The organism is Chryseobacterium camelliae, assembly GCF_030818575.1.
Taxonomy (GTDB): domain Bacteria; phylum Bacteroidota; class Bacteroidia; order Flavobacteriales; family Weeksellaceae; genus Chryseobacterium; species Chryseobacterium camelliae_A.
The window spans coordinates 923,549-948,952 of the sequence record NZ_JAUTAL010000001.1 but is presented as its reverse complement, the minus strand read 5'-3'; the positions used below and the strand labels follow the sequence as shown (position 1 = coordinate 948,952).

Sequence of the window (25,404 nt, the reverse complement as noted above, 5' to 3'; positions counted from 1 at the left end):
CTGGTCTGCTGATTTTTCATTATTTTTGAACACATGAATGCATACGATCTATTCGTAAAACCTTATGAAAGCTACCAGACAGGGCAGATCTTTCTGGAAATTGCCGGAACCTTTTTCGGAATCCTGAGTGTCTACTTTTCCATAAAAAAAAATATCTGGGTGTATCCCACCGGTATTGTTTCCACGCTTATCTATGTTTATATCCTTTTCCAGTTCGGGCTCTTCGGAGACTGCCTGATCAATGTATATTACACAGCCATGAGCATCTATGGCTGGATATTATGGGCAAAAAGCTCACAGGATAATATTCATGTAGAGGTAAGCTGGGCCACCGCAAAAGAATGGCTGATGGCAGGATTGCTATTTACAGCCAGCCTGATCCTTGTGACCATAGTATATTATTACAAGCCTTTTATAGACCATCAGTTCTCTATGGAAGGGGTCAGCTTGGGACTTTATCATCTGGACTGGGCCAACTGGATGGACGTATTTACCACATCTGTCTTTTTGGCAGGTATGTGGCTGATGGCTAAAAGAAAGATTGAAAACTGGATATTCTGGATCATTGGAGACCTGATCTGCATTCCTATGATGATTTTTAAAGGTCTGGGAATCACTTCGGTTCAATATTTGGTATTTACTATAATGGCGGTCTCAGGATACGTCAACTGGAAAAAAAGTTTTAAAGAAAAAAATGATGTAATATTATGAAAAGTGTATTAAAAATAGCATTCAGTATTCTCACTATAGCTAGCTTAACATCCTGCGCGATGTACTCAGACAGCGGATACTCTTACGGAGATCCTTATTATAACGACGGATATTATTACGCTCCCCAAGGTTATTACGGAGGCGGCGGATATTGGGGCAATGACGGTTATTATTACCGTAATGACATCAACTACTATTATGACAACGGCATTCCTTATTATTTTTACAACAATGGGAATGAAAGAAGAAGAGTCTACGTAGAAAGGAGGGGCAATGGTACGGTATCCCAAAGACCTAACAACGGCTTCAGAGGTTCGACCAATAACGGTAGCGGTTTTAACAACGGAAATTATAATAACAGAAACTATAACAACGGGAATTATAACCGCAGGAACAACAGCGGAGGATTCAGGAACCAGAATTCAGGCACTTCCAGCAACCAGAATAGCGGATTCAGGAATACGGCTCCTCAGCAGACCGCTCCACGACAGGACAACAGCGGAGGATTCAGAAATTCAAATCCAGGAAATACCAATACCAATTCAGGAAGCGGTTTCAGGGATGCACCGCAGAACAACTCTTCCAATCAGGGAAGCGGATTCAGAAGATAATCATTCTAAATAAGCAAAAACGGACAGCTCAGCCTGTTCGTTTTTGTTTTAAATGCAGTAATTTTGCAGCTTCATTGTTATATTAATAGTTATGGAATTTTATAAATACCAGGGTACAGGAAATGATTTCGTTATGATAGACAACCGTTCCGGTGAATGGGATGGCCTTGAGATTTCGGACATCCGTAAACTTTGTGACCGTCGATTCGGCATTGGTGCAGACGGGCTCATCAAAATCAATACTGCGGAAGGATATGATTTTGAAGTGGATTATTATAATTCAGACGGGTCTAAAAGCTTTTGTGGAAACGGTGCCCGCTGTTCTGTAGCTTTTGCATTCTTCCTGGATATGTTTGAAGGCAATTGTAAATTTGTCGCCATAGACGGACCCCATGAAGCGGAAATCCATAACGGTATTGTAAAACTGAAAATGAGCGACGTGGAAGTAATTTCCGCAGACGGAGGAGATATGGTAATGGATACCGGTTCACCACATTATGTGAAGTATGTGGAAGACCTCATCAACTATAACGTCTTTGCAGAAGGAAAAGGCATCAGGAATTCTGACAATTACAGAGAAAAAGGCATCAACGTCAATTTTGTGGAAAAAACAGAACAGGATGAAATTTTTGTAAGGACCTATGAACGTGGCGTTGAAGATGAAACTTACAGTTGCGGAACCGGAGTTACGGCTGCTGCTTTAACTTTTATGCAAAAAAACAATCTAATCTCTGTAAAAGTAAAAACTCTGGGAGGTAACCTTGCCGTACATGCCGAAAAAGATGGGAACTCTTTCCGGAATATATGGCTTGAAGGTCCTGCAAAACAGGTTTTTAAAGGAAAAATCAATCTTATTTAATTATAGATACGTTTACTCATCGTTTATGAAAAAAGCTCTTCTCGTTATCATCCTGATTATCTTTGTTGCAGGTGGGTTTTTCGGATTCAGATTTTATTCGAAATACTACAGGAACAATATTGCTAAAGACGGATATGTACTGATTTCGCATAAAGCAGATTTTAGCAAAATCCTGGATTCTGCAGCACGATATGTAGATAACAGAGCATCTTTTGAAGCGGTGGCGCGCGAAAAAGATCTTGAAAAGTATTTCAAGCCGGGACGTTACCATTTTCAGAAAGGTATGGGAAACTCGGCGCTGGTCAATATGATCAAGGCCGGTAACCAGTCTGAGAACAGCTTCAGGATCGGGGATTTCGGCGATGTGTACCAGATGCTGGGGAAAGTAACCAAAAAAACCGAACAGGATTCTCTGCAGTTTGTGAATGGCCTGAACGGAATTGCCATAAAGAAAGGATATAACAATGCTGAGGACCTTAAAAAATATTTTTTTATAGATACCTATAATTTCTTCTGGACCGTTACTCCTGAAGAATTCTTCAAGAAATTCGAAAACCAGTATGATGAATTCTGGAACAGTGAAAGAAAAGCTAAAGAAAAACAATCCGGCCTTAACAGGGATCAGATTTACGCTCTGGCCTCCATCGTCTATAAAGAATCCGGGGGGAAACCTGATGAAATGAAAAGAATTGCAGGCTTGTACCTCAACCGGTACAGGAAAGGGATGAAACTTCAGTCAGATCCTACTGTCATCTATGCTGTTAATAAGGAGACGAATTTTAAGCAACCTATTAAAAGGGTATTTTTTAAATATCTTTCTACCCCGTCGCCATATAATACCTATGCAAATAAAGGTATTCCTCCGGGGCCCATCTGCATCGTGGATAAAAATTCTGTAGATGCTATTTTAAATGCTGAAAACAATAACTATATATTCATGTGTGCCGATCCTGCGAGGCTGGGATACCATAAATTCACAGACAACGCTGAAGAGCATGCCATCAATGCCAAAGCATATCAGGACTGGCTGAATTCTAAAAATATCAAATAAGAATTTAATTTAACTTTATTTTAACAATTCAGCAATTAACATTTGAAGTTTTAAAGCGACATATTTCTTTAGAATAATAAAATCATCTTAATCTTTTGAAAAATAGCATATTATTAATTTCACAGGATTAAGAGGGAACCTTTCACGATTTTACACAAACAATACCTTATGAATCAGACGGAAATCATTAACATTTTTACAAAGAAAACCTTAGGGCTAACTTTTGTACTTTCGGCAGCAGCGCTGGCCTTTGCACAGGAGAAAGTAGGTATTTCCGGGACGGTGGTCAATAAAAATAACCAGCCTGTACCTTACGCTTCTGTTACCTTCAGTAACAAGGCCAATAAATTATTAAGCGATGCTACGCTCACTGATGAGAAGGGGCAATATACGCTGGAGCTTACACCTGGAAATTATGATATCAGCATAGAAGCTATTGATTATAAAAAAGCTGTGGTCAACAAACAGATTGCTGCCGCAGGAAATATCGGAGCTTTTTCTATTGAACCTGAAGCCAGTGCCACTAATCTTAAGACACAGGATATTCAGGCTGTGGTTATTACCGCACCTTCCACAAAGCCTTATAAAGTTGAGCTTGATAAAAGGACATATGATCCGTCGCAGGATATTGTAAGCAGAGGAGGAAACCTTCAGGATGTACTTTCCAATGTACCTTCAGTTTCTGTAGATACAGATGGTACGGTATCCATGAGAGGAAGCTCCAATGTGAAATTCCTGATTAATGGTAAGCCTTCTGCCCTGCTTGGTATCGATGACGGAGCCAATGCGCTGCAAAGTATCCCGGCAGACCAGATTGAAAGGATCGAAGTCATTACCAATCCTTCCTCTAAATTTGAAGCCAGCGGAACTGCCGGTATCCTGAACATTATCCTGAAGAAAAACAAGAAAATGGGCTTCAACGGAAGCGTTACGGGAACACTGGGCTATCTTCCGCAAACTAATATGAACACCAATCTCAGCTGGAGAAAAGGTAAATTTACCTGGTTCCTGAATGGCGGTGGCGGATACAGAGAATCCAAAAATACCAACCGCAATACCAACTGGTTCAACAATGCCGTAGCAGCTACAGACGAAACCTACACAGATCAGGAGTCTATAACGAAGAGCAAAAGCAACAACTATAATGCTTCAGGGGGTTTGACATTTGATATTACAGACCGTACGTCTGTTAACGCATCAGGAACGGTGAGAACTTTTGACAGCGAAAATGATGGCAGAATCAATTATCTTTACCAATACCTTAACACTCCGGATGCCTTCAGGCAGCGACTGAATACGGGAAGCAACAATAACCTTGCATTTCAGGGAGATTTTGGGCTGGACCATAAATTTGATGATAAAGGACAAAATATATCCTTATCCTTAAGCATTCAGAGAAACAGGTCTTATAACGATACGGATGTCAATGACCAATCCAACAACATTTTCCTCTTACAGGATGACATCAGCCAGAAAACCGTTAACAAAAGTATCGTAGGAAAAGCTGACTATGAATTACCTATTGGGGAAGCATCCAAACTTGAAGCAGGGTACAGACTGGATGTCAATAATAATGACTACAACAATATGGTACTGGAAAGTACAGCGACCAATCCCATCCAGACGTATTTAGGCAATTACTCATATAATGCTATATATAAGGAAATGTTTAATGCTTTTTACCTGCAGTTTAAGAGCAAGATAGGCAAGCTGGGCTATCAGTTAGGTTTAAGAGACGAAATTTCCAAGATTGATATTGATTACCTTAACCTAAACGGCCTAGGGAAGACGCAGACAAAAAATTACAACAACCTGTTCCCAAGTGTTTTCTTAAGCTATGACATTGCAAAGGACAATCAGTTCCTGGTTAATTATTCAAGGAGAATTGACCGTCCGCGCTCATTCTTCCTGATTCCTAATCCGAGCTATAGCGATAACCAAAATATCTTTGACGGAAATATTGATCTGAACCCTTCTTATGTGGATTCTTATGAGTTCGGATACAGCATTTCAAAGAAAAGTTTCACCATTAATCCTACCCTATATTACAGACATTCTACTGATGATGTGAAAATGCTGGTATACAGAACGAATGAAAACGATCTGCCTGTTTTCCATACCAAACCTGTCAACCTTGGAACTGATGACCGTTATGGCCTCGATTTCAATTTCAACTGGGATGCCACCAAATGGCTCAGGCTAATGGGTAACCTGGATTTATTCGGGTATAAAACGACAGGCTCCTATTATGATGCAACAGTAATGGATAAACCAATGTCTTTTGAAGGTAGCGGGTTCTCTACCAGAGCAAGGCTTACATCAACATTTAAAATAGACAAAACTTTCAACTTCCAGCTTCAGGGCTTCTACAGAGGAGGACAGAAGACGCAAAGCCAGGACAGAAAAGATATGTATGCCATCAATTTCGGAGCCTCAAAAACAGTACTTGACGGTAACGGAACGATCAGCTTTAACATCCAGGATATTTTCAATACCCGGGCGATGAGATCTACCACCTACTCTGCAGATTTTACCAGAGATTCTTATATGCAATGGCAGCCAAGACAATTTGCCCTCTCTTTTACCTACAGGTTTAAGCAGGGTGAAAAAATTGACCAGCCAAAACGGAAAAAAGATATCAACTCCAATGCAGCGGGTGACGACCAACAGGCACCAATGTAATAAAAACTCAAAAAAATATCCCGAAACTTACTTCGGGATATTTTTTTATTTAGCAGTTTCTGCTACTTCTTTCTCGCTGACTTTATTCTTTTCAGCTTCAAAGATTCTTCTTCTCAGGTCGCTGGATGAAAACCGGTGGTCTCTTTTATTGTAATAGATCTCGATTCCTTTTTCTTCGCAGTATTTCTTACCTGTAAAATCCCTGTCCATATAATCGTCCCCAATAATCCTTACATCAATCACAAACGATTTCAGGATATCCAGAAGATCTTCTTCAGTATAATAAGGGATGATTTCGTCCACAGCGTTGACAGCTTTCAGCTGAATGTATCTTTCTACAATGGTCTGCGTAGGCTTATTTTTGTTGGGACGGTCGTGGGAAGGATCGATCTGTAAACCTACAATAAGGTAATCACAAACGGTTTTGGCTTCTTCAAGCATTTTAATGTGCCCTGCATGCAGCAAATCAAATGAGGAGAACGTAATACCTATTTTATGTGTTTTCATAATTTTGTTAATTTGTGCCGGTTAGCTGCTGATCACTGAACTCCGGCGGTTAAAATATTAGTGTAGTGTGTAATCTATTTTTATTCATCTGTGTTTTCTTCCGTTAGTTTCTTGAAGCCAGGTACTTCTGCCATTCCCATACTGTCCTCAGAGCTTCCTCAAGGGTAGTTTCCGACTTCCATCCCAATTCCTGTGCCGCTTTATCTGCATTGGCATAGGCTACCACAATGTCTCCCTCTCTCCTGTTACAGATCTGATAAGGCACTTTAACATTATTGGCCGCTTCAAAAGCTTCTACAACTTCCAGTACAGATGATCCTTTACCCGTTCCAAGATTGTAGATATCAATGATAGTTTCCCCTTCAGGATGTCCCATTAATTTTTTAAGGGCAGCCACATGGGCTTTGGCAAGATCTACAACATAAATATAATCACGAACAGCCGTACCGTCATGCGTATCATAATCATTTCCCCAGATGCTCAGCTTCTCTCTGATTCCTGCAGCCGTCTGAGTCACGTAAGGAACCAGATTATTCGGTATACCTACAGGAAGTTCGCCTAATAAAGCTGAAGGGTGTGCGCCAATGGGGTTAAAATATCGCAATAAAGAGATTTTTCTCCGGTAAGCTTTAGCAAAATCCGCCAGTATCTCCTCTCCCATCTGCTTTGTTTTTCCGTAAACACTTTCCGGTAGTTTCAGGGGTGTGTTTTCATCTATCGGCATCACATCTGCCTGACCATAAACCGTACATGATGAACTGAAAATGAAGTTGGAGATATTTCTGCTTTTAAATTCCTGTAAAATATTGATGAGCGAAAATAAATTGTTCTCATAATAGTCTACCGGTTTTTCCTGGCTTTCACCCACAGCCTTAAATGCAGCAAAATTGATGCATCCATCTATCTTGTGTGCGTCAAAAACCTGTGCAAGAAGTTCCTTTCTTTTCAGGTCAAAAGGATAAAATACAGGCCTCTTTCCCGTAATCTCCTCGATATTATGTAATATAAATTTTTCAGAATTGGATAAATCGTCCACTATAACGACTTCAAAACCGTTATGTAGAAGTTCCACTACCGTGTGGGAGCCGATGTATCCCAAACCTCCTGTTACAAGTATTGCCATTAGTATAATATATTTTTACTATTCGTGTTTTTTTCCTATTTCATTGATATCTTATCTCTGACACTTTGAATCTATTAAGAATATATAATGATAATACCAGCAAAACAATTCCGAAAAGTATGCCATTTGTATCATTATTGTATATTTTCATACGCATTAAATCAATAAAATTATGAACTGATTCGTAAATGAACAAGCAAAGTAAAGCTCCAAGATGGATATTGGTGAGTAAAATGGCTTTCCGATCCTTCATAATCAGAAAGTAAATTTGTAAACCGCTCAACACGGCCATTGAAGCAAAAGCCAGCCAAGCAATCCCCTCATTAGGTGTATTTAATATTCTTGCAAATAATACTGTCAGATAAATAAAAAAGGTGAATGTCGTCAGCATTAAACTGACCACATACACCCATTTATTAGAAAAAAGCTTCTTTCTCATTTATTTCATGAATTCCAGCACAGCATCTGTAATAAACTTCAGCTGTTCGTCGTCCAGTTCCGTATGCATCGGAAGGGAAATTACCTGATCCAGGAGCTGGTCTGTATTCTTAAAATCAACATCATTACTATCCTGGAAGTAAGCCTTCTGCTTTCTCAAAGCTACCGGATAGTAGATCATGGCCGGGATATCTTTTTCAGCAAGGAATTTCTGCAGTTCATTGCGCTGCCCGTTAAGGACCCTTAAGGTATACTGGTGGAAAACATGGCTGGAATTTTCCGCTCTTTTGGGAGTGAGGATATGTTCATGACCTGCAAATGCTTCGTCATAATATTCTGCGGCCTTTCTTCTGGCTTCATTATAAGTATCCAGGTGAGGAAGCTTTTTTCTCAGAATAGCTGCCTGAATACTATCCAGACGTGAGTTTACCCCCACTTCATCATGGTAATAACGTTCATACATCCCATGGTTTACAATTCCGCGTAAACGGTGTGCCAATTCATCATCATTGGTAAATATAGCTCCTCCGTCCCCGTAACAGCCCAGGTTTTTAGACGGGAAGAAAGATGTCGTACCTAAGGTACCTATTGTTCCGGATTTCTTCACAGAGCCGTCTGCTAAAGTATATTCTGCACCAATTGCCTGTGCGTTGTCTTCAATAACATAAAGGTTATGTTCCTTGGCAATCTTCATTATTTCTTCCATATCGGCACATTGTCCGAAAAGGTGTACAGGAATAATGGCTTTTGTTTTTGGGGTAATGGCTTTTCTGATCTGTTCCGTTGAAATGGTAAAAGTATCATAATCCACATCTACCAGTACCGACTTAAGCTTTAGCAGGTGAATAACTTCAACGGTAGCGGCAAACGTAAAATCGGCTGTGATCACCTCGTCCCCTTCTTTCAGATCCAGTGCCATAAGGGCAATCTGAAGGGCATCTGTCCCATTACCGCAGGGAATAACGTGTTTTACATCAAGATAAGATTCCAATTCATTCTGGAAAGACTTTACCTCAGGGCCATTGATGAAAGCCGCTGAATCCATTACATTTAAAACCGCATTATCTACATCATTTTTTATTTTGTAATACTGACTCTGTAAGTCGACCATCTGAATCTTTTTCATAAAATAATATTTGTGTAAAAATAAGGAAATTAAAATCGTGTCAAAAATTTTATTGATTTTGTTTTATCTTTATCCAAAAGAACCGTATGAAAAAAGCTGTACTTCTGGGACTTCTCGTAGCCTACTCGGTAATTTTTGCACAAACCCAGCTGGTGTTTGTGTATTTTACCGGGAAGCCTAATAAAGCTGCCTTTTATGCCAACCCGCTTTCTGAACTCAGTCAGAAATCCCTCAACCGGCGTACAGCGCTGGGAATTGCTCTGAACGACCAGGACGCTCCTGTTGAACCTGCTTATATCCAGAATATCCAGAATCTGGGATTTACCGTAGTCGATTACTCCAAATGGCTGAACGGTGTTGCCGTCAATGCTACGCCGGCACAGATCCAGCTGCTGCAATCCCAGACATATGTACAGTCAGTGGAAAGTTTTGCAAAAAACACCTCCGGCACCACTAAAACATGGCAGACTGATAAATGGCAGACTCAGACAGACATCCAGAGCCTTCAGACCACCTTTGATTATGGTTCCGCTACCCAACAGATCGATCAGATCAACCTGAAGCCTTTACATCTCGCAGGATATACCGGCATAGGAGTTACGATAGCTGTAATCGACACAGGATTTCCCTATGTAAATACCGGAGCTGCTTTTTCAAGATTATGGACCAATAACCACATCAAAGGCGGATATGATTTTGTTACGAAGGGCACGGACATTTACAATACAGCTCTGAATAACCATGGTTCCGTAGTTTTAGGTGCCATAGGAGGCTATATCACCAATTCGTTTGTAGGTTCTGCTCCTGATGCAGATTTTTACCTGTACCGGAGCGAAAACGCCACAGTAGAAATCCCGGAAGAAGAATTGTACTGGATTGAAGCAGCGGAAGAAGCCGACCGGAAAGGGGTTGATATGATCACCACTTCTTTAGGCTATTCTACTTTTGACGATTCCCGGTACAATTATACGTATGCCAATATGAACGGAACCACTTCCTTCATTGCCAGGGCAGCCGGCATTGCTGTTAGTAAAGGTATTTTTGTACTCATTGCTGCGGGGAATTCCGGACAGACCAGCTGGCATTACATTACCACACCGGCAGACAATGCGCAGGTATTTACGATAGGCTCTGTTGATTCAGCCGGTGCATCTTCAGGATTTTCTTCATACGGGCCCAATTCCGTCGGAGTCATTAAACCGGATGCCAGCGCGAGGGGAACCTTATCTGCAACAGTGGACAATAATTCAACGGTCACCGTGAGCGGGACCTCCATTGCCACGCCTATTGCTGCGGGCGGCGTTGCCTGCCTGATCCAGGCTTTTACAACCATGAACAGGGATCTCATGCGCAACCGGCTGAGGCAGACAGCCTCTCTTTTCCCCGGGCATACCGATCAGATGGGTTACGGAATCCTGAATTTCGGGCAGTTTTATAATATGACCCTAAACACCTCTGAGCTTACAAAGGAGAACAGCATTACCATATTCCCGAATCCTGTCCGGAATGTTTTACATATCGCATCAGAAAGCGAAATCATGCATCTTGAAATATATGATCGTTTGGGTAGGCTGATCGCGAAAACGGATCATCAGAAATCATTGTCAGTCGAAGATCTTGCAGTAGGAATATACTACCTGAAAATCCAGACGAAGGATGCTGTGTATTATGAAAAATTCATTAAAGAATAACCCTGTTCAAATGTTTTTTTATCGTTGCTGCTCCGTTTAACTGTATATCCCCGGTCTTCTTTGACTTATTTAGCATCCATTAGCATGTACTCTCATAGACTTTCTACAAACCTGAAACTGTCAGACTTTTGATTTCACGCGGCTGAGTGTTTCATGGGAAATATTGAGAAAAGAAGCAACCATTTTGTTCGGTAACCGCCTTACAATATCCGGATTTTCCTCAAGAAGCATACGGTATTTTTCGGTGGCATCCTGCGTCAGAAAAGACATCAGCCGTTTTGTATTGTTTACGTAAGCATGCTCAAGATAATAACGGTAAAACTTTTCCCACTGTGGGATCATCTCGAGCAAATGATGAAAGTCCTGATGCCTAATGTATAATATCTCCGAATGTTCAACAGCTTGTATGAATTCTTCAGACGTTTCTCCTGTAATGAAACTGACCAAAGCAGTAGCAAACTGATTTTCAAAAGCAAAATACCGGGTGGCCTCCTGCCCGTCTTTATTGATAAAGAATATCCTTAGGCAACCGTGACCAACGAAAAAAGTTCGTTGGCTGGTTTGTCCATGTGTTACTAAAAGTTCATTTTTCTTTAATTTCATAGGACTGAAATAAGAAATAATCATCTTCAATTCATCTTCACTGACTGTAATCTTGCTGCTGATGTACTGTGCAAGTTGTTCGTGCATATAATAACCGAATTGCTAATTCATTCTTTTACGGCTAATTTTTCCGCCAATTTTCTGGCATTGGGGATAATCAGGAAGGCCACGGCATATGCGACCGGCAGCATAACGCTCCATGCCTTCATAAATTTTAAAAACCAGCCTTCACCAAAACCGTAATTGCGCATCAGACCTACAAATGCCATGATTAAGGTCATTGGTATCACCACAAACAAAGTGTTAATGTACTTAAAATGTTTCTTTTTCATTTTCGAATTGTTTAATAAATTAATTAACCATGCAAAAATGCAATGATTGCCAATTTTAAACTTTGATATAAGTCAAAAAATGAATAAATCTGAATTTTTAATACAAACACCCTATTTGGATTTATGTGATAGGGCCTAATATTTCTGAATTAAAGAATATTAAGCCGAATTCCTGCTCGCATTAATATTCCCGAAAAGGGATCTTGTCACCAGTTTTTCATAAGCCTCCTTATTGCCTTCCCCTTTCTGAATTTTCATCAGCGCATACTGCTGGATGCTTAAGAGCGGCAGTACTATACGTTCTCTGATTTTCACAGATTTCCTGGATAGTGTATCTTCCTGCTGAAGCATATGGAAACCGGTAAGCTCGAGCATTATCTCTTTGGAAAGCCTGTATTCATGGAAAAGGATATTCCAGAACTCCCCGAATTTCGGGTTATTCCTGATATAATAGGTCAGCGGGAAATAGGTTTTGTTCATGCTCATCATGGAGTTCAGAACGAGTGTCTTGAAAAAATCCGATCCTTTATACAATTCTATCACTTCCTCAAACCTTCCCTGCTCTTTCATCTGCTGCATGGCGTAGCCGAATCCGAAAAACCCTGGCACATTCTGTTTCAGCTGAGACCAGGAACCCACAAAAGGGATCGCACGAAGATCTTCAAACTTCAGCTCGTTACCGTTTCCGCGCTTGGAAGGCCGGCTTCCGATATTGGTTTTGCCATAATATTCCAAGGTACTCATTTCCTGGAGGTAAGGCACAAACATAGGATGCGCTTTCAGGTCAGAATATTTCTGATAACTGATTTCTGCCAGTTCAATGATCAGGGCTTTTTCATCATCCGTAAGATCTTTTTTTGAATTTTTAAACACATCATTTTCGATTCCTGCGGTCAGCAACTGCTCAAAATTGAAGGTAGCCTGTTCCTTATTTCCAAAAATACTGGTAATCGTCTGCCCCTGGATGGTCAGCTCAATCTTATGGTTGGCAATGGTTTTTCCCTGGGATGCATAGAAATCATGCGTCTTTCCGCCACCTCGTGCCGGCGGGCCTCCCCTTCCGTCAAAGAATACAACCTTAATTCCGTTTTCTTCCGAAAGCCTGGTCAGCACTTCTTTGGCTTTGTAGATTTCCCAGTTGGCTTTCAGATATCCGCCGTCTTTTGTTCCGTCTGAAAACCCGAGCATGATGGTCTGCTGATTTCCTCTCCTTTCCAGGTGTCTCTGATATACCGGATGTTCATAAAGGTCGCGCATCACTTTTTCAGCATTGGCAAGGCCTTCCATCGTTTCAAAAAGCGGAACAATATCCATTTTGATCTCTTCATCCTTGTACCCGCAAACCTTAAAGAATGCATAGACGTTCATCACATCTTTTACTGCATCGGAATTGGAAATGATATATCGGTTCATGCCTCTCATTCCGTTCTGCTGCTGGATTTCTGCAACCTGGGAAACCGTAAGCAGGGTATCTTTAACGATATCTTCAAAATCATCGGGATTCACCTTCTCCTGCTGTTGGATCAGCTGGCTGAATTTTTCTTCAAAGCCGGCTTCCCGCTCGCCATGCAGCTTTGCAAAGACCTCATCAATCACTTTCTGATTGATCCTGCTGTCCTGGCGGACATCGAGGGTAGCAAAATGTGTCCCAAAAATCTTAACACGGTCCCTGAAATTGATCAAAAGATCCAGAAACAGGCCATTGTGCTGGTTAATAAGTATATTTTCTGCCTCTTCTGCCCTTTTCAGAATGTCTTCTGCGCTGATGTCCCGGCCATTGAAAATGGCTCCGTACAACTCGTCATTCAGCTGATTCAGAACCTCAGAAACGCCCCGGAAGCTCAGCCTTCTCCTGATGTATTTCAGATGGCTGTAATAAGATTTCAGGATGGCAATATGCAGTTCACACGCCACTGTTTTTGTTACTTCAGCGGTTACAAAAGGGTTTCCGTCCCGGTCACCGCCAGGCCAGAAGCCCAGCTGTATAATATCCTCAGGCAGATGGAAGTTACCGTTTCCGAACATCTTCCGGATCTTGGTGAATAATTCTCCGATGGTATCATAATAGACATACCTCAGATATGAAATAATGCTCATAGCCTCATCTACAGGCGTAGGCTTTTGTTTATTGACGAACGGGGTTTTTCCCAGCTGCTGCAACAGCATATCGATGTTGGTAACGGAATCTGCAGCAATAGCCCTTCTCAGGTCCTGGATGATCCGTTGTACCGAACTTGGATAAAATTGGGTGGGATGCGCCGTAAAGACCACTTTTACAGAGAAATCTTTCAGCTTTTCCCTCACTTTATCCAGTTTATTGTCCTGCACAGAGCGTTCATACAAATTCGTTATCGTCCCGCTGTCGCTCTCCGAATGAAGATTGGGAAACGCAGCATCTTCTATACTGTCAAACAATACCACCTGGCGTTCGATATATTGGATGATCTTGAACAGCAGCTCAAGTTTCTGCTCTTCCGTCTGCAGGTCGGTATGGTTTTTAAAAAATTCTTCGACAATTTCTTCAGGGGTTTTCCCGGCTTCATAGCCTGCCTTGCTTTCTTCGCTGAGGAAGGGCAACAGCATCCCGATATTAGTCATTTTATCATAAGGCAAACTCATGAAGAGTGAGTTGTAGATCTGGTATTTATTTTCAACGATCTGCCTGAATTTTTCTGCGCGCTGGTCGTGTATCATATAACAAATGTAATGGATTTTAAAGTGAATTCAAATGGTATACCGCTGAAAGCCGATTAAATTTTGATTAATTTCTTTTTTATGATCTGCTATTTACATTTTATCCGGAAAAAATAATTTTAAGGTTAAAATTTTATTGACTAATTTTAATTGCACAGAAATCAGTGCACCACATGAAACAACTGCTATTATTTCTCTTTGCATGCTTAATGCTCACGGCGTGTGGCGAGACGTGCTATAATGCGCCTCAGCCCATCATTTTTGAATTTGTGAATTCAAATAATGAAAACCTGATCACCAACGGAAGCCTTTCTCCCTATTCTGTAACTGAGGAAAACCAGAATAATATACAGCTGACCAAAACCTCCGACGACAGGATTATCCTTGAAAATGTAGGGGCTTATAACGGCACAAAAAACTATACCTTTCAGTCTGCCTTAAAAAATTTCAATTTTTCGATCCAGTCATCCGAATTCAAAGGAGGTTGTGACGGATACCAGATTAATAAACTGACATTTACCGGGATTGGCATCGATGTTAAGGATGAAAATGGATATTACAAAATCATATTGGAATAATATATGCTTAACTACCTCTGCAAAAATGTATTTCCAATGAAATTACTTCTTCCGGTTCTTTTTTTATATTCGGTTTTAGCCTGTGGTCAGAAATCCATTCCTTCTGATTTTAAAAGAATCCCGGAAATTCTCGATAATACGGAACTGCTTTATCCTTTTGTAGTTCCAGATCAAAAATACGATTACTGGTCTGTACTGCACAATAATACAGATCCGGATAAGGCCGTGATCTACGAAAGCCAGATGCCTCCCTACATGACACTTAATGACCCGGCTCCGGAAAAAGGTTTCTTCCAGCAATGCCTGGGAGAAAACTGTTATTCCTATCTGATGGCCTGTGAAAGCGGAAGGACAAAATATTTTTCTACCGAGCGGCAACTCAGGGATTTCATCGGTTCTGTAGATAACCTGCCAGAAGCCGTCCTGATCGCCAATACGTACGGATTTCTCGTGGATACAGCCGATATCCTGGGCAGTTCTTACAGGATGGATGATCAATATGTCTTTCTCTATCTTTCAAAAATGAAAAAATGCCCTTTTACCAAAGAATCGTTTTTCATCACCATCAACAGAAAGACCGGCCATTTAAAAAGCAAAAGCAACGGGGTCTATTTTAAAGGGGAAGACTGCATAAAGAATTAAGATATTGTTGAACCTTGTCAGGGTTCGGAACCCTGACAAGGTGTAATGGGCTTAAGAATAGTATATTTTACATTTCCTAATCCATGCAATAGCTTTCATAAAAACGTGTCATATCAATTTTAAAACTTTATTAACTCAATTTTCATCGGGCATTGCGTACATTTGGTCTATCATAAATTTAGAACAATGCTTAATTTCGAGTTTAAAAATCCAACTAAAATACTTTTCGGAAAAGGCGAAATTGCCAAGATTGAAAAAGAAATTCCTGAGGGAGCTAAAATATTAATGATTTACGGAGGCGGAAGCATCAAAAACAATGGCGTGTACGACCAGGTAAGAAAAGCTCTTGCTGACTTTGAATTCTATGAATTCGGCGGTGTGCCGGCTAACCCGGAATATGAAGTACTGATCAATGCCCTGACCTTCATCAAAGAAAAAAACATCAACTACCTCTTAGCTGTGGGTGGCGGTTCTGTAATCGACGGAACAAAATTTCTATCCGCAGCAGCACAATATGAAGGTGAACCTTGGGAAATACTGAAGAAACCGGTTAGGACTTTTGAAGGCCAGGGAATGCCCTTCGGAACCATCCTTACGCTACCGGCTACCGGCTCTGAAATGAATTCCGGATATGTGATTTCCAGGAGGGAAACGAACGAAAAGCTGTCTTCCGGCGGTCCAGGATTATTCCCGCAGTTCTCCGTGCTTGACCCTGAAGTGGTACGTTCTATCCCGAAAAACCAGATTGCCAACGGGATTACGGATGCCTATACCCATGTCCTGGAACAGTATATGACCGCACCTTCATCAGCAGACCTGCAGGAAAGGATCGCAGAAAGCATCCTGATCAGCCTGCAGCAGACTGCGCCTAAGGTGATGGAAGAAGACTTTGATTATGATGCCGCTGGAAATTTCATGTGGTGCTGTACCATGGCACTGAACGGGCTGATCCAAAAAGGGGTTATTACCGACTGGGCAGTACATGCTATGGGACATGAACTGACCGCATACTACGGTATTGACCATGCCAGAACACTCGCGATCATCGCTCCGTCGCATTACCGATACAATTTTGAGACGAAAAAAGAAAAACTGGCTCAGTATGCGGAAAGAGTATGGAATATAACTGAAGGTAGTGTGGAAGAAAAAGCAGAAGCGGGAATCAGAAAAATGGAAGACTTTTTCCACAGCCTGCACATCCAGACCAGGCTTTCAGACTATGTGGAAGACTATCAGAATACCGCTGAGCGGGTGAAGAAAGCCTTTACGGAAAGGAACTGGCTGGGATTGGGTGAATATAAAGCGCTTAGTCCGGAAGATGCCTATCAGATCGTAGAAATGAGTTATTAATACATCATGAATTCAGATCAGGATTCAAAGGTAAAACCATTATTTTTGAAAATTCTGATCTGGATGATGTGAAATTTCCCATCTATACTTCTTTTATATATCTTTTATCTGTATATATTCATTTAAAAAACCGTTATTTCATTACGGATATTTCAAATTTATTTATATTTTAGCATATTCTAAATTTGTAAAAATGAAAAAACAGCTACTTTTATTTGCCTTTTCCGCATTGGCTCTTACTTCATGTAATGATGATGACATCCAGGGATATGAATTAGATATGATGAAAGGAGATTGGAAAGAAGTTAAAAAAGAAGTTATTTCCGGAAAAGACAATAAAACAGTACTGTCAACTTCCACACCTACCGGATGTGCTGCAAATGACACATACTATTTCAGTATTGATTATTCTACTTCTTATACTTATTATTCAGGCAACGGTACCAACTGCCAGATAAACGGAAAAACGGAAGGAACGTACACCTATGATACAGACACGAAAGACTTGAATATCAAGTACCTGAATGACAGTGAAAGAAAATATAAAGTAGTGATCCTCACCAGCACGGAACTGAAACTGATGAAATTATTTGATAATATAGATGAAAACGGAGACCAGGTTGTTGATGTCACCTATATTTCTTACAAAAGATAATAATAAATGCTCCCGAAATATCGGGAGTTTTTTATGAAACGAAGAATTAATGTATTAAAACAGTAAACAATGAAGAAGATCTTATCAGCATTCCTTTTGCTAGCCTTTGCCTTTTTCTTTACCCAGGAAAAAAAACCGATGTACTGGCAGGACATCCAGAATTTTAAAAAATTGGATCAGGAAAACCCGCCGCCAAAGGATGCCATCCTTTTGATCGGGAGCTCGTCATTTACGAAATGGACTGATGTTGCCAGCTATTTTCCTGATAAAACGATTATCAACAGAGGTTTCGGAGGATCCAGATTAACGGACCTGAATAACTATGCCGATGACCTCCTGAACCCTTACCGGCCTAAGCAGATTATTATCTACTGCGGCGAAAACGATTTTGCTGATGATAAGGATTTAAAAGCCCAGGCTGTTGTAGACCGCTTTAAGACTTTTTATAAAAAGATCCGGGCACGGTTCCCAAAAATTGAAGTCGATTATATTTCCATAAAGTATTCGCCAAGCCGCGAAAACCTTTGGCCTCAGATGAAGGAAGCCAACAGGGAGATAGAAGCTTTTATGAACAGGGAACCGAATGCTGAATTCATTGATATCACCAAAGTGATGCAGGATGCTTCGGGAAAGGTGAGGAAAGAGCTTTTCGTAGGAGATATGCTCCACATGACGCCTGAAGGCTATCGCCTCTGGACTTCTGTAATGAAGCCTTACATGAAATAATATTGCTCTCCATCTGCAATAAAAAACTCCCGGAAAATTTTTCCGGGAGTTTTTTATTATTTCTTTCTTTTGGATTTCGATTTTGCTTTCTGCTGTGCACGGTTGGCTCCGAATTTCTTGGGAGCTTTTCTTTTGGAAGGCCCGCCCCAGTTTTCTTTCTTATTTTTATCCTTTTTATCATGGAATGCGCCTCCTCCATCATTCAGTTTTACCTGAGCAGGATTTTTCATCGCAATATGCTCTTCTTCATCAGCGATCTTTTTTGGATTGATCTTAACCGCTTCAGGAAATTCAAGATACTTTAGTTCCTTATCCATCAGCAATTCAATATCCAGGATGAGTGTTTCCTCTTTTTTAGTCACCAAAGTAATGGCTTTACCATCCTTATCTGCCCTACCTGTTCTTCCGATCCTGTGAATATACTGTTCAGGAACATCCGGAACTTCAAAATTGATTACATGGGTAATGTCTGAGATATCCAGTCCCCTGGCCATCACATCTGTGGTAATCAGCCCGCGGATTTCTTCATTTTCAAATCTTTTCATGGCTTTCAGCCTGTAATTCTGTGATTTATTGGAATGGATCACATCAAACTGCTCCGGGAAAAGCTCATCTATTTTGTTGAATAAAAGATCGGCATGCCTTTTATTATTGTTAAAAATCAGGACCTTGGACATTTCTGCATCGTTTTTCAGCAAATGCTCGAGGAGATTGATCTTGGTATTGAAGTTTTCTACCTTATAGGCAGACTGTTCTATTTTTTCCAGCGGAGTTCCGGATTTGGCCAGAGAAATCTCTACCGGACTGGCAAAATACTCGTCCAGCATTTCGTCTACAGCTTCCGTCATGGTAGCGGAGAAAAGAATGTTCTGCCTTTTCTCTTTCATCATTTCAAAAATATGGGTCAGCTGTGGCCTGAATCCCAGGTTCAGCATTTCGTCAAACTCATCAATAATCAGCTTTTGGACTTCCCTGAGTGAAATGGCATTGTCAATGGCTAAGTCCATAACCCTGCCCGGTGTTCCCACCAGAATATCACAGCCATCATTGAACAACAGTTTTTGGGTATTGATGTTTTTCCCGCCATAGATACCGATTACTCTTGCCGTAATATTTTCGGTCAGTTTTTCCAGAATTTCCGTCACCTGTACCACGAGTTCCCGAGTAGGAACCAGGATCACAACAGTAGGATTGCCGTTTTTATTATATTTCCAGGTTTTGAGCACCGGTAAAAGGTAAGCTAAGGTCTTTCCGGTTCCGGTCTGGGCAATTCCCATAACGTCTCTTCCGGAAAGTATAGGTTTTAAGCTTTTTTCCTGAATAGGGGTAGGCTCAAACAATTCCATATCCGCCAAAACATCAAGGATCTTAACCGGAAGATCAAAATCTGCAAAAGTGAGTTTTTCCATGGTGCAAAGATAGGTATTAATTATTTGTCATTCACAGCAGCCTGATTACCTTGCACAAGCCACCGCTACATTTTAATTTTAAACCCGATCATTCCTTAAACCAACATTGCCTAATGATTACTCATTACTACTTACTCATCCCTTATTTCCTGTTAACCCTCAGCAAAAGCACCAGAACCAGGAAAACAGAAAAGACAAATCCTAATATGGCAATCAAAGACATCTCCCCTATTTTCGGTCCTTTTTCCGAGACCATAACAACGGCTGTTGCAATGATGTTGGCTCCCAGTACAATGGCTAAAATAATATTGGTAACGCTTGACCTGATCAGCTTTCCGATGGTATCCATATTCTTAATTTCGCTGGAAATGGTGAACTTATTCTCATCCAGTTTCTGAAGGACAGACCGAAGTTCTCGTGGGATCTCATCTACGCTGTCTGTAAAATCCATCATACGGTCCATCCCGCTTTTAAGAAGATTTTTAGGATTTATTTTCCGGGCAAGGATTTTTTTGGTGTACGGATGCAGGCTTTTCACGATATCCAGATCCGGATTGATGTTGCGCCCTACCCCTTCTATCAGGCTGATGCCTTTAAACAAAAGGTAGAAATAGCCGGGCATATACAAGCGGTTTTCCTGCAGTACGTCCTTCATGGTATTGATGATATCCTGCACATCAATGTCCTGCAATGAGGCACTATGGATATAATTGATGATTTCCTGTACATCGGATTCAAACTTTCTTTCATCGGGAATTTCATACCTGATGGCCATTTTTTTGAGGGACCGTACGATCTTGCGTGCATTTTTAGCCACGAAACTTACGATAAGCTCTTCCAGGATCTCCTTGTCATTCGGCTGAATTTTACCTACAGCCCCAAAATCGATGAATACTACTTTTCCGTCTTTTTTCACCAGGATATTCCCGGCATGCGGGTCTGCATGGAAAAAGCCGTAATCCAGGATCTGGGAAACGAAAAGCCTCAATCCTACTTCGGATATTTTTACCGGATCCAGCCCGTGGTTCCGAAGCCCGGAAAGATCCGTTACTTTGATCCCGTCGATGAACTCCATACACAGCACATTGTTATTGGAAAGTTCCTCGTAGACCTTCGGGACGTAGGTTTCAGGTTCATTTTTAAAATTCCTTGCAAACTGCAGGATATTTTCTTTTTCGTTAATCAGGGAAATTTCTTCCAAAAGAGATTTTTCAAAAGTGGAAATCGCCTGTTTCAGGTTCAGCCGCTCCCCTATATCGGAATAGGAAGAAACCAGCTTTTCAAGGTCTTTGATCAGCAGCAGGTCATCTTCAATAACAGCCTGTACATTAGGCTTTTTAATTTTAAGGATAACCGGGCTTCCGTCTTTCAGTACGGCACGGTATACCTGGGCGATGGATGCGGTAGCCAGTGGCTTTTCATCGATTTCAAGAAAGTGATCCTCTACGGAAATATCAAGCTCATTTTCAAGGATTTCCCCTACGTTCATGGCTACTGTTTCCACTTTATCCTGAAGTTTTTCCAGTTCGCGGATCAGTTCAATCGGCAACAGGTCCTCCCGGTTACTGAATGACTGCCCGAGTTTAACAAAAGTAGGTCCCAATTCTTCCAGAACCATCCGTATTCTCTCATATACTGTTCCTTTTGAACTATCCAGGTCGACATCTCCGCCGGCATCCTCCTGTTTATTGCCGCCATTCATTCTGGCAAGCAGATCCCTGAATCCGTATTTGCTGAGCACTGAGATCAGCCGCGCTGATCGTTTCAGCTTTCTTTGTTGCTTATCAAACATAAGTGTTTATTAATGGCTGCAATGTAATTCAAAAATTGTTCCCAAGGGTTGGATTCTGTATTTGCTGCGTTAAGTTCATTGATTTTAATATAATACGACAAGTTTTTGTTAGTTTAACTGAAAATTAATACGAATCATAAAACCACTTATCCTGCTAATTAATCAATAGAAATTTCAATTATTTCCCACCCGATTGATACTGCGTCAATTTTTTTTATATTTATAGGAATTAATACACAAATATTTGTCTTATGAAAAATTTAAAAAAACTTTCAAGAACTGATCTCAAGAATGTAACTGGAGCCGGATCTGTAGGGCCGGTTACCTCTAAATGTTCTTACAAATGCTGCCCTGATGAAGGTAGGCCAAAATGCCCGGGACTGATCTGTCCCCCTGTAGCCTGCCCGCAGATTTAACAAACTTTGTAAAAGAGAAAACAGAATGCCTGAGCATTCTGTTTTTTGCAGAATATGATGCAGCAGGTTTTATCGGTCTATGATTAACTGAAAAATTAATAATAACCATAAAGCCACTTAATTTATCAATAAAGCCACAATTATTTCTATCCAACTAAATACTATTCTAAAATTTATTATATTTACAGAAATTAATTCACAAAATATTTATCCTATGAACAATTTAAAGAAACTTTCAAGAACTGAACTGAAGAATGTTACCGGAGCCGGATCTGTAGGACCGATAGCTTCTAACTGTTCCAACAAATGCTGTCCTGATGACGGAAGACCAAGATGCCCGAGACTGATCTGTCCGGCTGTAGTTTGCCCGCAGGTTTTATAAGCTTTGTCAATAATAAAAAGAACCAGAATGTCATAGACATTCTGGTTCTTTTTATTTTAAGTAAGTTTCATACAAGTCCTTTCTCCGGTCTTTCATGACCTGTACGGAGCCGTTATGGTGGAGGTCTTTCAAGAGGTTCAGGTCTACGTCTACAATCAGGGTCATTTCTGTATTCGGGGTTGCTTCTCCCTTGATGGCGTTGGAAGGGAAAGCAAAGTCGGATGGCGTAAACACAGCAGCCTGACCGAACTGGATATCCATATTGTTTACCCCCGGAAGGTTGCCGACACAGCCTGCAATAGCTACATAACATTCATTTTCAATCGCTCTGGCTGCGGCGCAGTGGCGAACCCTCATATAGGCATTCTGGGTATCGGTGAGATATGGAACAAACAGGATCTTCATGCCCTGATCCGCTAAAATCCTCGGAAGTTCCGGAAACTCGACATCATAACAGATCACAAGTCCTATTTTTCCGCAATCCGTATCAAACACCCTGATTTCGTTTCCGCCTTTCATTCCGTAGTATTTCCTTTCGTTTGGCGTAATATGGACCTTGCGGTATTCATCTATCCTTCCGTCACGGTGAAGAAGGTAGCTCGCATTATACAGTTCATTATTTTCAAATACAGGCATGCTGCCAGAAATAATATTCACATTGTAGCTGATGGCGAATTCGGAAATTTTTCTTTTGATTTCATCCGTCATCTTCGCAAGTTCAATCATACTGTCCCGTTCAGAAAGATTATTAAACGGAGCCAGCAACGGAGTATTAAAGAGTTCCGGAAACAGGACAAAATCAGATTTGTAATCGCCCATCACATTCACAAAAAACTCAACCTGCTCATAGAACGCATGGATGTCTTTAAAGTGCCTCATCTGCCATTGTACCAATCCGAGGCGGATGATGCTGTCCTGCATGGTATTTGGTTTCTTGCTGTAATAGATGTTGTTCCATTGCAGCAATACCGCGTTTTCTCTTGAAGATTCGTCTTCAGGAAGGTATTTTTTCAGGACGCGGATCGGTAAAAAATTGTTGGAAAGCTGAAATGACAGCACGGAATCATAAATTTCCTTATCCCGAACCTTACGGATGTATTCCCTTGCCGACAATTCGTGGCTGTATTTATGGTAATCAGGGATTCTGCCGCCCAGGATAATGGATTTAAGGTTCAGCTGCTCACACAGTTCTTTTCGGGTATCATACAGCCTTCTGGCCAGCCTTAGTTCACGGTATTGAGGATCTACAAATACTTCGATCCCGTACAGGACATTTCCGCTGGATGTATGGGTATTAAAAGTATAATTCCCTGTAATATCCGCATATGTATGATCGTCTCCGAACTCATCATAGTTAACGATGATGGAAAGGGCTACTGCAGCCAGTTTTCCGTCTACGGTAATACAGATCTGTCCTTCAGGAAACATTTTAGTCAGCTTTTCAATGCTTTTTTTAGACCAGACATATTCTGACATATTAGGATAAGCACGCCTCATGGTAGCTACCAGTTCTTCATAATCCCCGACATTGAGGGCTCTTGTTTCTATTTGCATCTGATGTATTGTAAATTTACATTAAATATAAGTAAAAAAAATTCAGCTAAAGTTTTACCGGTTTTACGATGATCTTTATTCATCATTTATAATATATCATAAATAGCCATCTTTGATTAGATAATCATTCTATATAGATGTATGATCATTACAGAACTTAAACCAGCCTGCAGGGAACTTCCAGGTCTTCTGTGAGATAATAACTGCAACACAGCCTGTGGTAACCGTCTGCTATGATCAGCCTTTCCTTACCTCTGACGAGCAGAATGGGAGAAAGTTTTTTCTTGTTCTTAACTTTTTTAAGGTTTTCCTTCACATGGATATTATCCCTGGGAAGCAACGGAAGCCTGCTGGCCCGGAAAAGATCTTTAGCTTTTTTCCGGATGGTTTTGGCCTGCTTGAGCTGCGTTACCAAACCGGCAGCAGTTTCGGGTTCAAAAAGAAGTTCCAGATAATCCAAAGCAGCGGGAAAATCATGTTCTTCCGGTTCTTTAAGCCATAGATCATTATACCGGATGCTTTTTTCTTTGATGTCCATAAATATATTTTTGAATTAAAATTGATACGCACGAATGCGGCTGTCACGCATCATCTGATTTACCATTGCATCATGATTTTGCATATTGCCCGTGATTTTCCATGTTGTGGAAAGGCTGTCCGGACTATACTGCTGCCTGAGTACAGAAAATTTCAGGTGATGCCTGATAAAAATATTTTCACAATATTCAAGTCCATCCTGAACATCTACGGTAATGTGGTACTCCCGGATTTTATGCCGGCTGTCAATATAATCCTGAAGATAAGTGAGCGATGTAAGGACCAGCAATACCAGCACCATCCCGAGTAAGGAAAGGTAGATATGCCCTGACCCCAGGCACATACCTAAAGAGGCAGTAGCCCAGATGGTGGTTGCCGTAGTGATCCCTCCTATTTTGTTATCGTCTTTGAAGATAACCCCTGCCCCGAGAAATCCGATTCCCGTAATAATATTGGCAGCAAGACGATCCGGATTGGCAATTCCGATTTTCAGGGAAAGTATGGTGAACAGACAGGAGCCGAAGCTCACGAGAATAAACGTCCTGAGCCCGGCCGATTTATTCCGGTATTCCCGCTCAGCCCCGATCATAAGCCCAATAAGAACAGAAATAAAGATCAGTAAAAAATCATTGCCCAGTGTGAATGCTCCCAGTAATTTCATAATAGAATAAAGATTAAAATTATGAAATAAATGATTACGATCATATGCTGACAACATCAAAAAAATGTAAAATTTCCGGATCGTAACACTGAAACAATAAGGCCATATATGAATGATGATTAACATACAAGAAAATTTAAGATACAATTTTGAAAACAAGAAGAACACATCCTAGCAAACTTCTATGAAATTTGTGAAATTCTTTACGAGTGAAAGGAGATGATCTAGGTTTTAGAATAAAAAATATCTGCATAATCTCCGAAATCCGCGAGAC

At 40.8% G+C, this 25,404-nt stretch carries 25 protein-coding genes; 13 read left to right on the top strand and 12 right to left on the bottom strand.

The window, feature by feature from the left end; all coding sequences use genetic code 11:
* Window positions 1-33: 33 nt before the first annotated feature.
* The 5 genes from pnuC (at window position 34) to QE404_RS04300 (ending at window position 5,914) form a co-directional block, all read left to right on the top strand.
* The gene (gene pnuC, locus QE404_RS04320) at window positions 34-711 is read left to right on the top strand and encodes a nicotinamide riboside transporter PnuC (protein ID WP_307446974.1); all 678 of its coding nucleotides are present in this window, start codon (window positions 34-36) and stop codon (window positions 709-711) included.
* Window positions 708-1,322 (top strand): hypothetical protein, encoded by a 615-nt coding sequence (locus QE404_RS04315; RefSeq protein WP_307453722.1) that lies wholly within the window; start codon window positions 708-710, stop codon window positions 1,320-1,322. The genes pnuC and QE404_RS04315 overlap by 4 nt, the downstream gene beginning before the upstream one ends.
* Before the next feature lie 91 nt (window positions 1,323-1,413).
* Window positions 1,414-2,181, top strand: coding sequence for a diaminopimelate epimerase (dapF, locus tag QE404_RS04310; protein ID WP_307446965.1), 768 nt, complete (start codon window positions 1,414-1,416; stop codon window positions 2,179-2,181).
* 25 nt (window positions 2,182-2,206) lie between these two features.
* Window positions 2,207-3,232, top strand: coding sequence for an endolytic transglycosylase MltG (mltG, locus tag QE404_RS04305; RefSeq protein WP_307446962.1), 1,026 nt, complete (start codon window positions 2,207-2,209; stop codon window positions 3,230-3,232).
* Between the two features lie 168 nt (window positions 3,233-3,400).
* Window positions 3,401-5,914 (top strand): TonB-dependent receptor domain-containing protein, encoded by a 2,514-nt coding sequence (locus tag QE404_RS04300; RefSeq protein ID WP_307446959.1) that lies wholly within the window; start codon window positions 3,401-3,403, stop codon window positions 5,912-5,914.
* A 45-nt stretch (window positions 5,915-5,959) separates the two neighbouring features.
* Here QE404_RS04300 and QE404_RS04295 read toward each other — a convergent pair whose 3' ends face one another.
* The 4 genes from QE404_RS04295 to QE404_RS04280 form a co-directional block, all read right to left on the bottom strand.
* Window positions 5,960-6,421 carry an adenylyltransferase/cytidyltransferase family protein gene (locus QE404_RS04295; protein ID WP_307446957.1) on the bottom strand — a complete coding sequence of 154 codons (462 nt, stop codon included), beginning with the start codon at window positions 6,419-6,421 and terminating at the stop codon, window positions 5,960-5,962.
* 103 nt (window positions 6,422-6,524) lie between these two features.
* Entirely contained in the window at window positions 6,525-7,544 is a 1,020-nt protein-coding gene (galE, locus tag QE404_RS04290; protein WP_307446954.1) for a UDP-glucose 4-epimerase GalE, read from the bottom strand.
* A gap of 40 nt (window positions 7,545-7,584) precedes the next feature.
* The gene (locus tag QE404_RS04285; protein WP_307446952.1) at window positions 7,585-7,983 is read right to left on the bottom strand and encodes a hypothetical protein; all 399 of its coding nucleotides are present in this window, start codon (window positions 7,981-7,983) and stop codon (window positions 7,585-7,587) included.
* Complete coding sequence (locus QE404_RS04280) at window positions 7,984-9,108, bottom strand: DegT/DnrJ/EryC1/StrS family aminotransferase (RefSeq protein ID WP_307446950.1); 1,125 nt, start codon at window positions 9,106-9,108, stop codon at window positions 7,984-7,986.
* An 86-nt stretch (window positions 9,109-9,194) separates the two neighbouring features.
* On the opposite strand from QE404_RS04280, the gene QE404_RS04275 reads away from it, so the two are divergent.
* Window positions 9,195-10,799: a S8 family peptidase gene (locus QE404_RS04275; protein ID WP_307446947.1), complete on the top strand. Its 1,605-nt coding sequence runs from the start codon at window positions 9,195-9,197 to the stop codon at window positions 10,797-10,799.
* Between the two features lie 120 nt (window positions 10,800-10,919).
* On the opposite strand, the gene QE404_RS04270 is transcribed toward QE404_RS04275, so the two are convergent.
* The 3 genes from QE404_RS04270 to QE404_RS04260 form a co-directional block, all read right to left on the bottom strand.
* Window positions 10,920-11,489 (bottom strand): Crp/Fnr family transcriptional regulator, encoded by a 570-nt coding sequence (locus QE404_RS04270; RefSeq protein ID WP_307446945.1) that lies wholly within the window; start codon window positions 11,487-11,489, stop codon window positions 10,920-10,922.
* 20 nt (window positions 11,490-11,509) lie between these two features.
* Window positions 11,510-11,734, bottom strand: coding sequence for a DUF2798 domain-containing protein (locus QE404_RS04265; protein WP_307446941.1), 225 nt, complete (start codon window positions 11,732-11,734; stop codon window positions 11,510-11,512).
* 159 nt (window positions 11,735-11,893) lie between these two features.
* A complete protein-coding gene (locus QE404_RS04260; RefSeq protein WP_307446938.1) occupies window positions 11,894-14,428 on the bottom strand; it encodes a phosphoenolpyruvate carboxylase in 2,535 nt (844 codons plus the stop codon).
* Window positions 14,429-14,601: 173 nt separating this feature from the next.
* Here QE404_RS04260 and QE404_RS04255 point away from each other — a divergent pair, with 173 nt between their 5' ends.
* The 5 genes from QE404_RS04255 (at window position 14,602) to QE404_RS04235 (ending at window position 18,379) form a co-directional block, all read left to right on the top strand.
* A complete protein-coding gene (locus tag QE404_RS04255) occupies window positions 14,602-15,006 on the top strand; it encodes a hypothetical protein (RefSeq protein ID WP_307446936.1) in 405 nt (134 codons plus the stop codon).
* A gap of 36 nt (window positions 15,007-15,042) precedes the next feature.
* Window positions 15,043-15,648 carry a hypothetical protein gene (locus QE404_RS04250; RefSeq protein ID WP_307446933.1) on the top strand — a complete coding sequence of 202 codons (606 nt, stop codon included), beginning with the start codon at window positions 15,043-15,045 and terminating at the stop codon, window positions 15,646-15,648.
* Between the two features lie 186 nt (window positions 15,649-15,834).
* Window positions 15,835-16,998 carry an iron-containing alcohol dehydrogenase gene (locus tag QE404_RS04245; RefSeq protein ID WP_307446931.1) on the top strand — a complete coding sequence of 388 codons (1,164 nt, stop codon included), beginning with the start codon at window positions 15,835-15,837 and terminating at the stop codon, window positions 16,996-16,998.
* Window positions 16,999-17,191: 193 nt separating this feature from the next.
* Window positions 17,192-17,653, top strand: a complete 462-nt coding sequence (locus QE404_RS04240) for a lipocalin family protein (RefSeq protein ID WP_307446928.1) — start codon at window positions 17,192-17,194, stop codon at window positions 17,651-17,653.
* A gap of 69 nt (window positions 17,654-17,722) precedes the next feature.
* Window positions 17,723-18,379 carry a GDSL-type esterase/lipase family protein gene (locus tag QE404_RS04235; RefSeq protein WP_307446924.1) on the top strand — a complete coding sequence of 219 codons (657 nt, stop codon included), beginning with the start codon at window positions 17,723-17,725 and terminating at the stop codon, window positions 18,377-18,379.
* A 56-nt stretch (window positions 18,380-18,435) separates the two neighbouring features.
* On the opposite strand, the gene QE404_RS04230 is transcribed toward QE404_RS04235, so the two are convergent.
* Window positions 18,436-19,788, bottom strand: a complete 1,353-nt coding sequence (locus QE404_RS04230) for a DEAD/DEAH box helicase (protein WP_307446921.1) — start codon at window positions 19,786-19,788, stop codon at window positions 18,436-18,438.
* A 142-nt stretch (window positions 19,789-19,930) separates the two neighbouring features.
* On the bottom strand, window positions 19,931-21,580 hold the full coding sequence (locus QE404_RS04225; protein WP_307446918.1) for an ABC1 kinase family protein: 1,650 nt from the start codon (window positions 21,578-21,580) through the stop codon (window positions 19,931-19,933).
* Between the two features lie 251 nt (window positions 21,581-21,831).
* Here QE404_RS04225 and QE404_RS04220 point away from each other — a divergent pair, with 251 nt between their 5' ends.
* Window positions 21,832-21,996: a bacteriocin-like protein gene (locus tag QE404_RS04220; RefSeq protein ID WP_307446916.1), complete on the top strand. Its 165-nt coding sequence runs from the start codon at window positions 21,832-21,834 to the stop codon at window positions 21,994-21,996.
* A 214-nt stretch (window positions 21,997-22,210) separates the two neighbouring features.
* Window positions 22,211-22,378: a bacteriocin-like protein gene (locus QE404_RS04215; RefSeq protein WP_307446913.1), complete on the top strand. Its 168-nt coding sequence runs from the start codon at window positions 22,211-22,213 to the stop codon at window positions 22,376-22,378.
* A 51-nt stretch (window positions 22,379-22,429) separates the two neighbouring features.
* Here the strand turns inward: QE404_RS04215 and QE404_RS04210 are convergent, their stop codons facing one another.
* From QE404_RS04210 to QE404_RS04200, 3 genes are all read right to left on the bottom strand, one after another.
* Window positions 22,430-23,932: a carbon-nitrogen hydrolase family protein gene (locus tag QE404_RS04210; RefSeq protein ID WP_307453720.1), complete on the bottom strand. Its 1,503-nt coding sequence runs from the start codon at window positions 23,930-23,932 to the stop codon at window positions 22,430-22,432.
* Window positions 23,933-24,089: 157 nt separating this feature from the next.
* Complete coding sequence (locus tag QE404_RS04205; protein WP_307446907.1) at window positions 24,090-24,470, bottom strand: hypothetical protein; 381 nt, start codon at window positions 24,468-24,470, stop codon at window positions 24,090-24,092.
* Between the two features lie 15 nt (window positions 24,471-24,485).
* Window positions 24,486-25,130, bottom strand: coding sequence for an MgtC/SapB family protein (locus QE404_RS04200; protein WP_307446904.1), 645 nt, complete (start codon window positions 25,128-25,130; stop codon window positions 24,486-24,488).
* Window positions 25,131-25,404 lie beyond the last annotated feature (274 nt).

Coding starts and splice junctions, on each gene's coding strand:
- pnuC (WP_307446974.1), top strand. CDS start 34: ATGAATGCATACGATCTATTCGTAAAACCTTATGAAAGCTACCAGACA.
- QE404_RS04315 (WP_307453722.1), top strand. CDS start 708: ATGAAAAGTGTATTAAAAATAGCATTCAGTATTCTCACTATAGCTAGC.
- dapF (WP_307446965.1), top strand. CDS start 1,414: ATGGAATTTTATAAATACCAGGGTACAGGAAATGATTTCGTTATGATA.
- mltG (WP_307446962.1), top strand. CDS start 2,207: ATGAAAAAAGCTCTTCTCGTTATCATCCTGATTATCTTTGTTGCAGGT.
- QE404_RS04300 (WP_307446959.1), top strand. CDS start 3,401: ATGAATCAGACGGAAATCATTAACATTTTTACAAAGAAAACCTTAGGG.
- QE404_RS04295 (WP_307446957.1), bottom strand. CDS start 6,421: ATGAAAACACATAAAATAGGTATTACGTTCTCCTCATTTGATTTGCTG.
- galE (WP_307446954.1), bottom strand. CDS start 7,544: ATGGCAATACTTGTAACAGGAGGTTTGGGATACATCGGCTCCCACACG.
- QE404_RS04285 (WP_307446952.1), bottom strand. CDS start 7,983: ATGAGAAAGAAGCTTTTTTCTAATAAATGGGTGTATGTGGTCAGTTTA.
- QE404_RS04280 (WP_307446950.1), bottom strand. CDS start 9,108: ATGAAAAAGATTCAGATGGTCGACTTACAGAGTCAGTATTACAAAATA.
- QE404_RS04275 (WP_307446947.1), top strand. CDS start 9,195: ATGAAAAAAGCTGTACTTCTGGGACTTCTCGTAGCCTACTCGGTAATT.
- QE404_RS04270 (WP_307446945.1), bottom strand. CDS start 11,489: ATGCACGAACAACTTGCACAGTACATCAGCAGCAAGATTACAGTCAGT.
- QE404_RS04265 (WP_307446941.1), bottom strand. CDS start 11,734: ATGAAAAAGAAACATTTTAAGTACATTAACACTTTGTTTGTGGTGATA.
- QE404_RS04260 (WP_307446938.1), bottom strand. CDS start 14,428: ATGATACACGACCAGCGCGCAGAAAAATTCAGGCAGATCGTTGAAAAT.
- QE404_RS04255 (WP_307446936.1), top strand. CDS start 14,602: ATGAAACAACTGCTATTATTTCTCTTTGCATGCTTAATGCTCACGGCG.
- QE404_RS04250 (WP_307446933.1), top strand. CDS start 15,043: ATGAAATTACTTCTTCCGGTTCTTTTTTTATATTCGGTTTTAGCCTGT.
- QE404_RS04245 (WP_307446931.1), top strand. CDS start 15,835: ATGCTTAATTTCGAGTTTAAAAATCCAACTAAAATACTTTTCGGAAAA.
- QE404_RS04240 (WP_307446928.1), top strand. CDS start 17,192: ATGAAAAAACAGCTACTTTTATTTGCCTTTTCCGCATTGGCTCTTACT.
- QE404_RS04235 (WP_307446924.1), top strand. CDS start 17,723: ATGAAGAAGATCTTATCAGCATTCCTTTTGCTAGCCTTTGCCTTTTTC.
- QE404_RS04230 (WP_307446921.1), bottom strand. CDS start 19,788: ATGGAAAAACTCACTTTTGCAGATTTTGATCTTCCGGTTAAGATCCTT.
- QE404_RS04225 (WP_307446918.1), bottom strand. CDS start 21,580: ATGTTTGATAAGCAACAAAGAAAGCTGAAACGATCAGCGCGGCTGATC.
- QE404_RS04220 (WP_307446916.1), top strand. CDS start 21,832: ATGAAAAATTTAAAAAAACTTTCAAGAACTGATCTCAAGAATGTAACT.
- QE404_RS04215 (WP_307446913.1), top strand. CDS start 22,211: ATGAACAATTTAAAGAAACTTTCAAGAACTGAACTGAAGAATGTTACC.
- QE404_RS04210 (WP_307453720.1), bottom strand. CDS start 23,932: ATGCAAATAGAAACAAGAGCCCTCAATGTCGGGGATTATGAAGAACTG.
- QE404_RS04205 (WP_307446907.1), bottom strand. CDS start 24,470: ATGGACATCAAAGAAAAAAGCATCCGGTATAATGATCTATGGCTTAAA.
- QE404_RS04200 (WP_307446904.1), bottom strand. CDS start 25,130: ATGAAATTACTGGGAGCATTCACACTGGGCAATGATTTTTTACTGATC.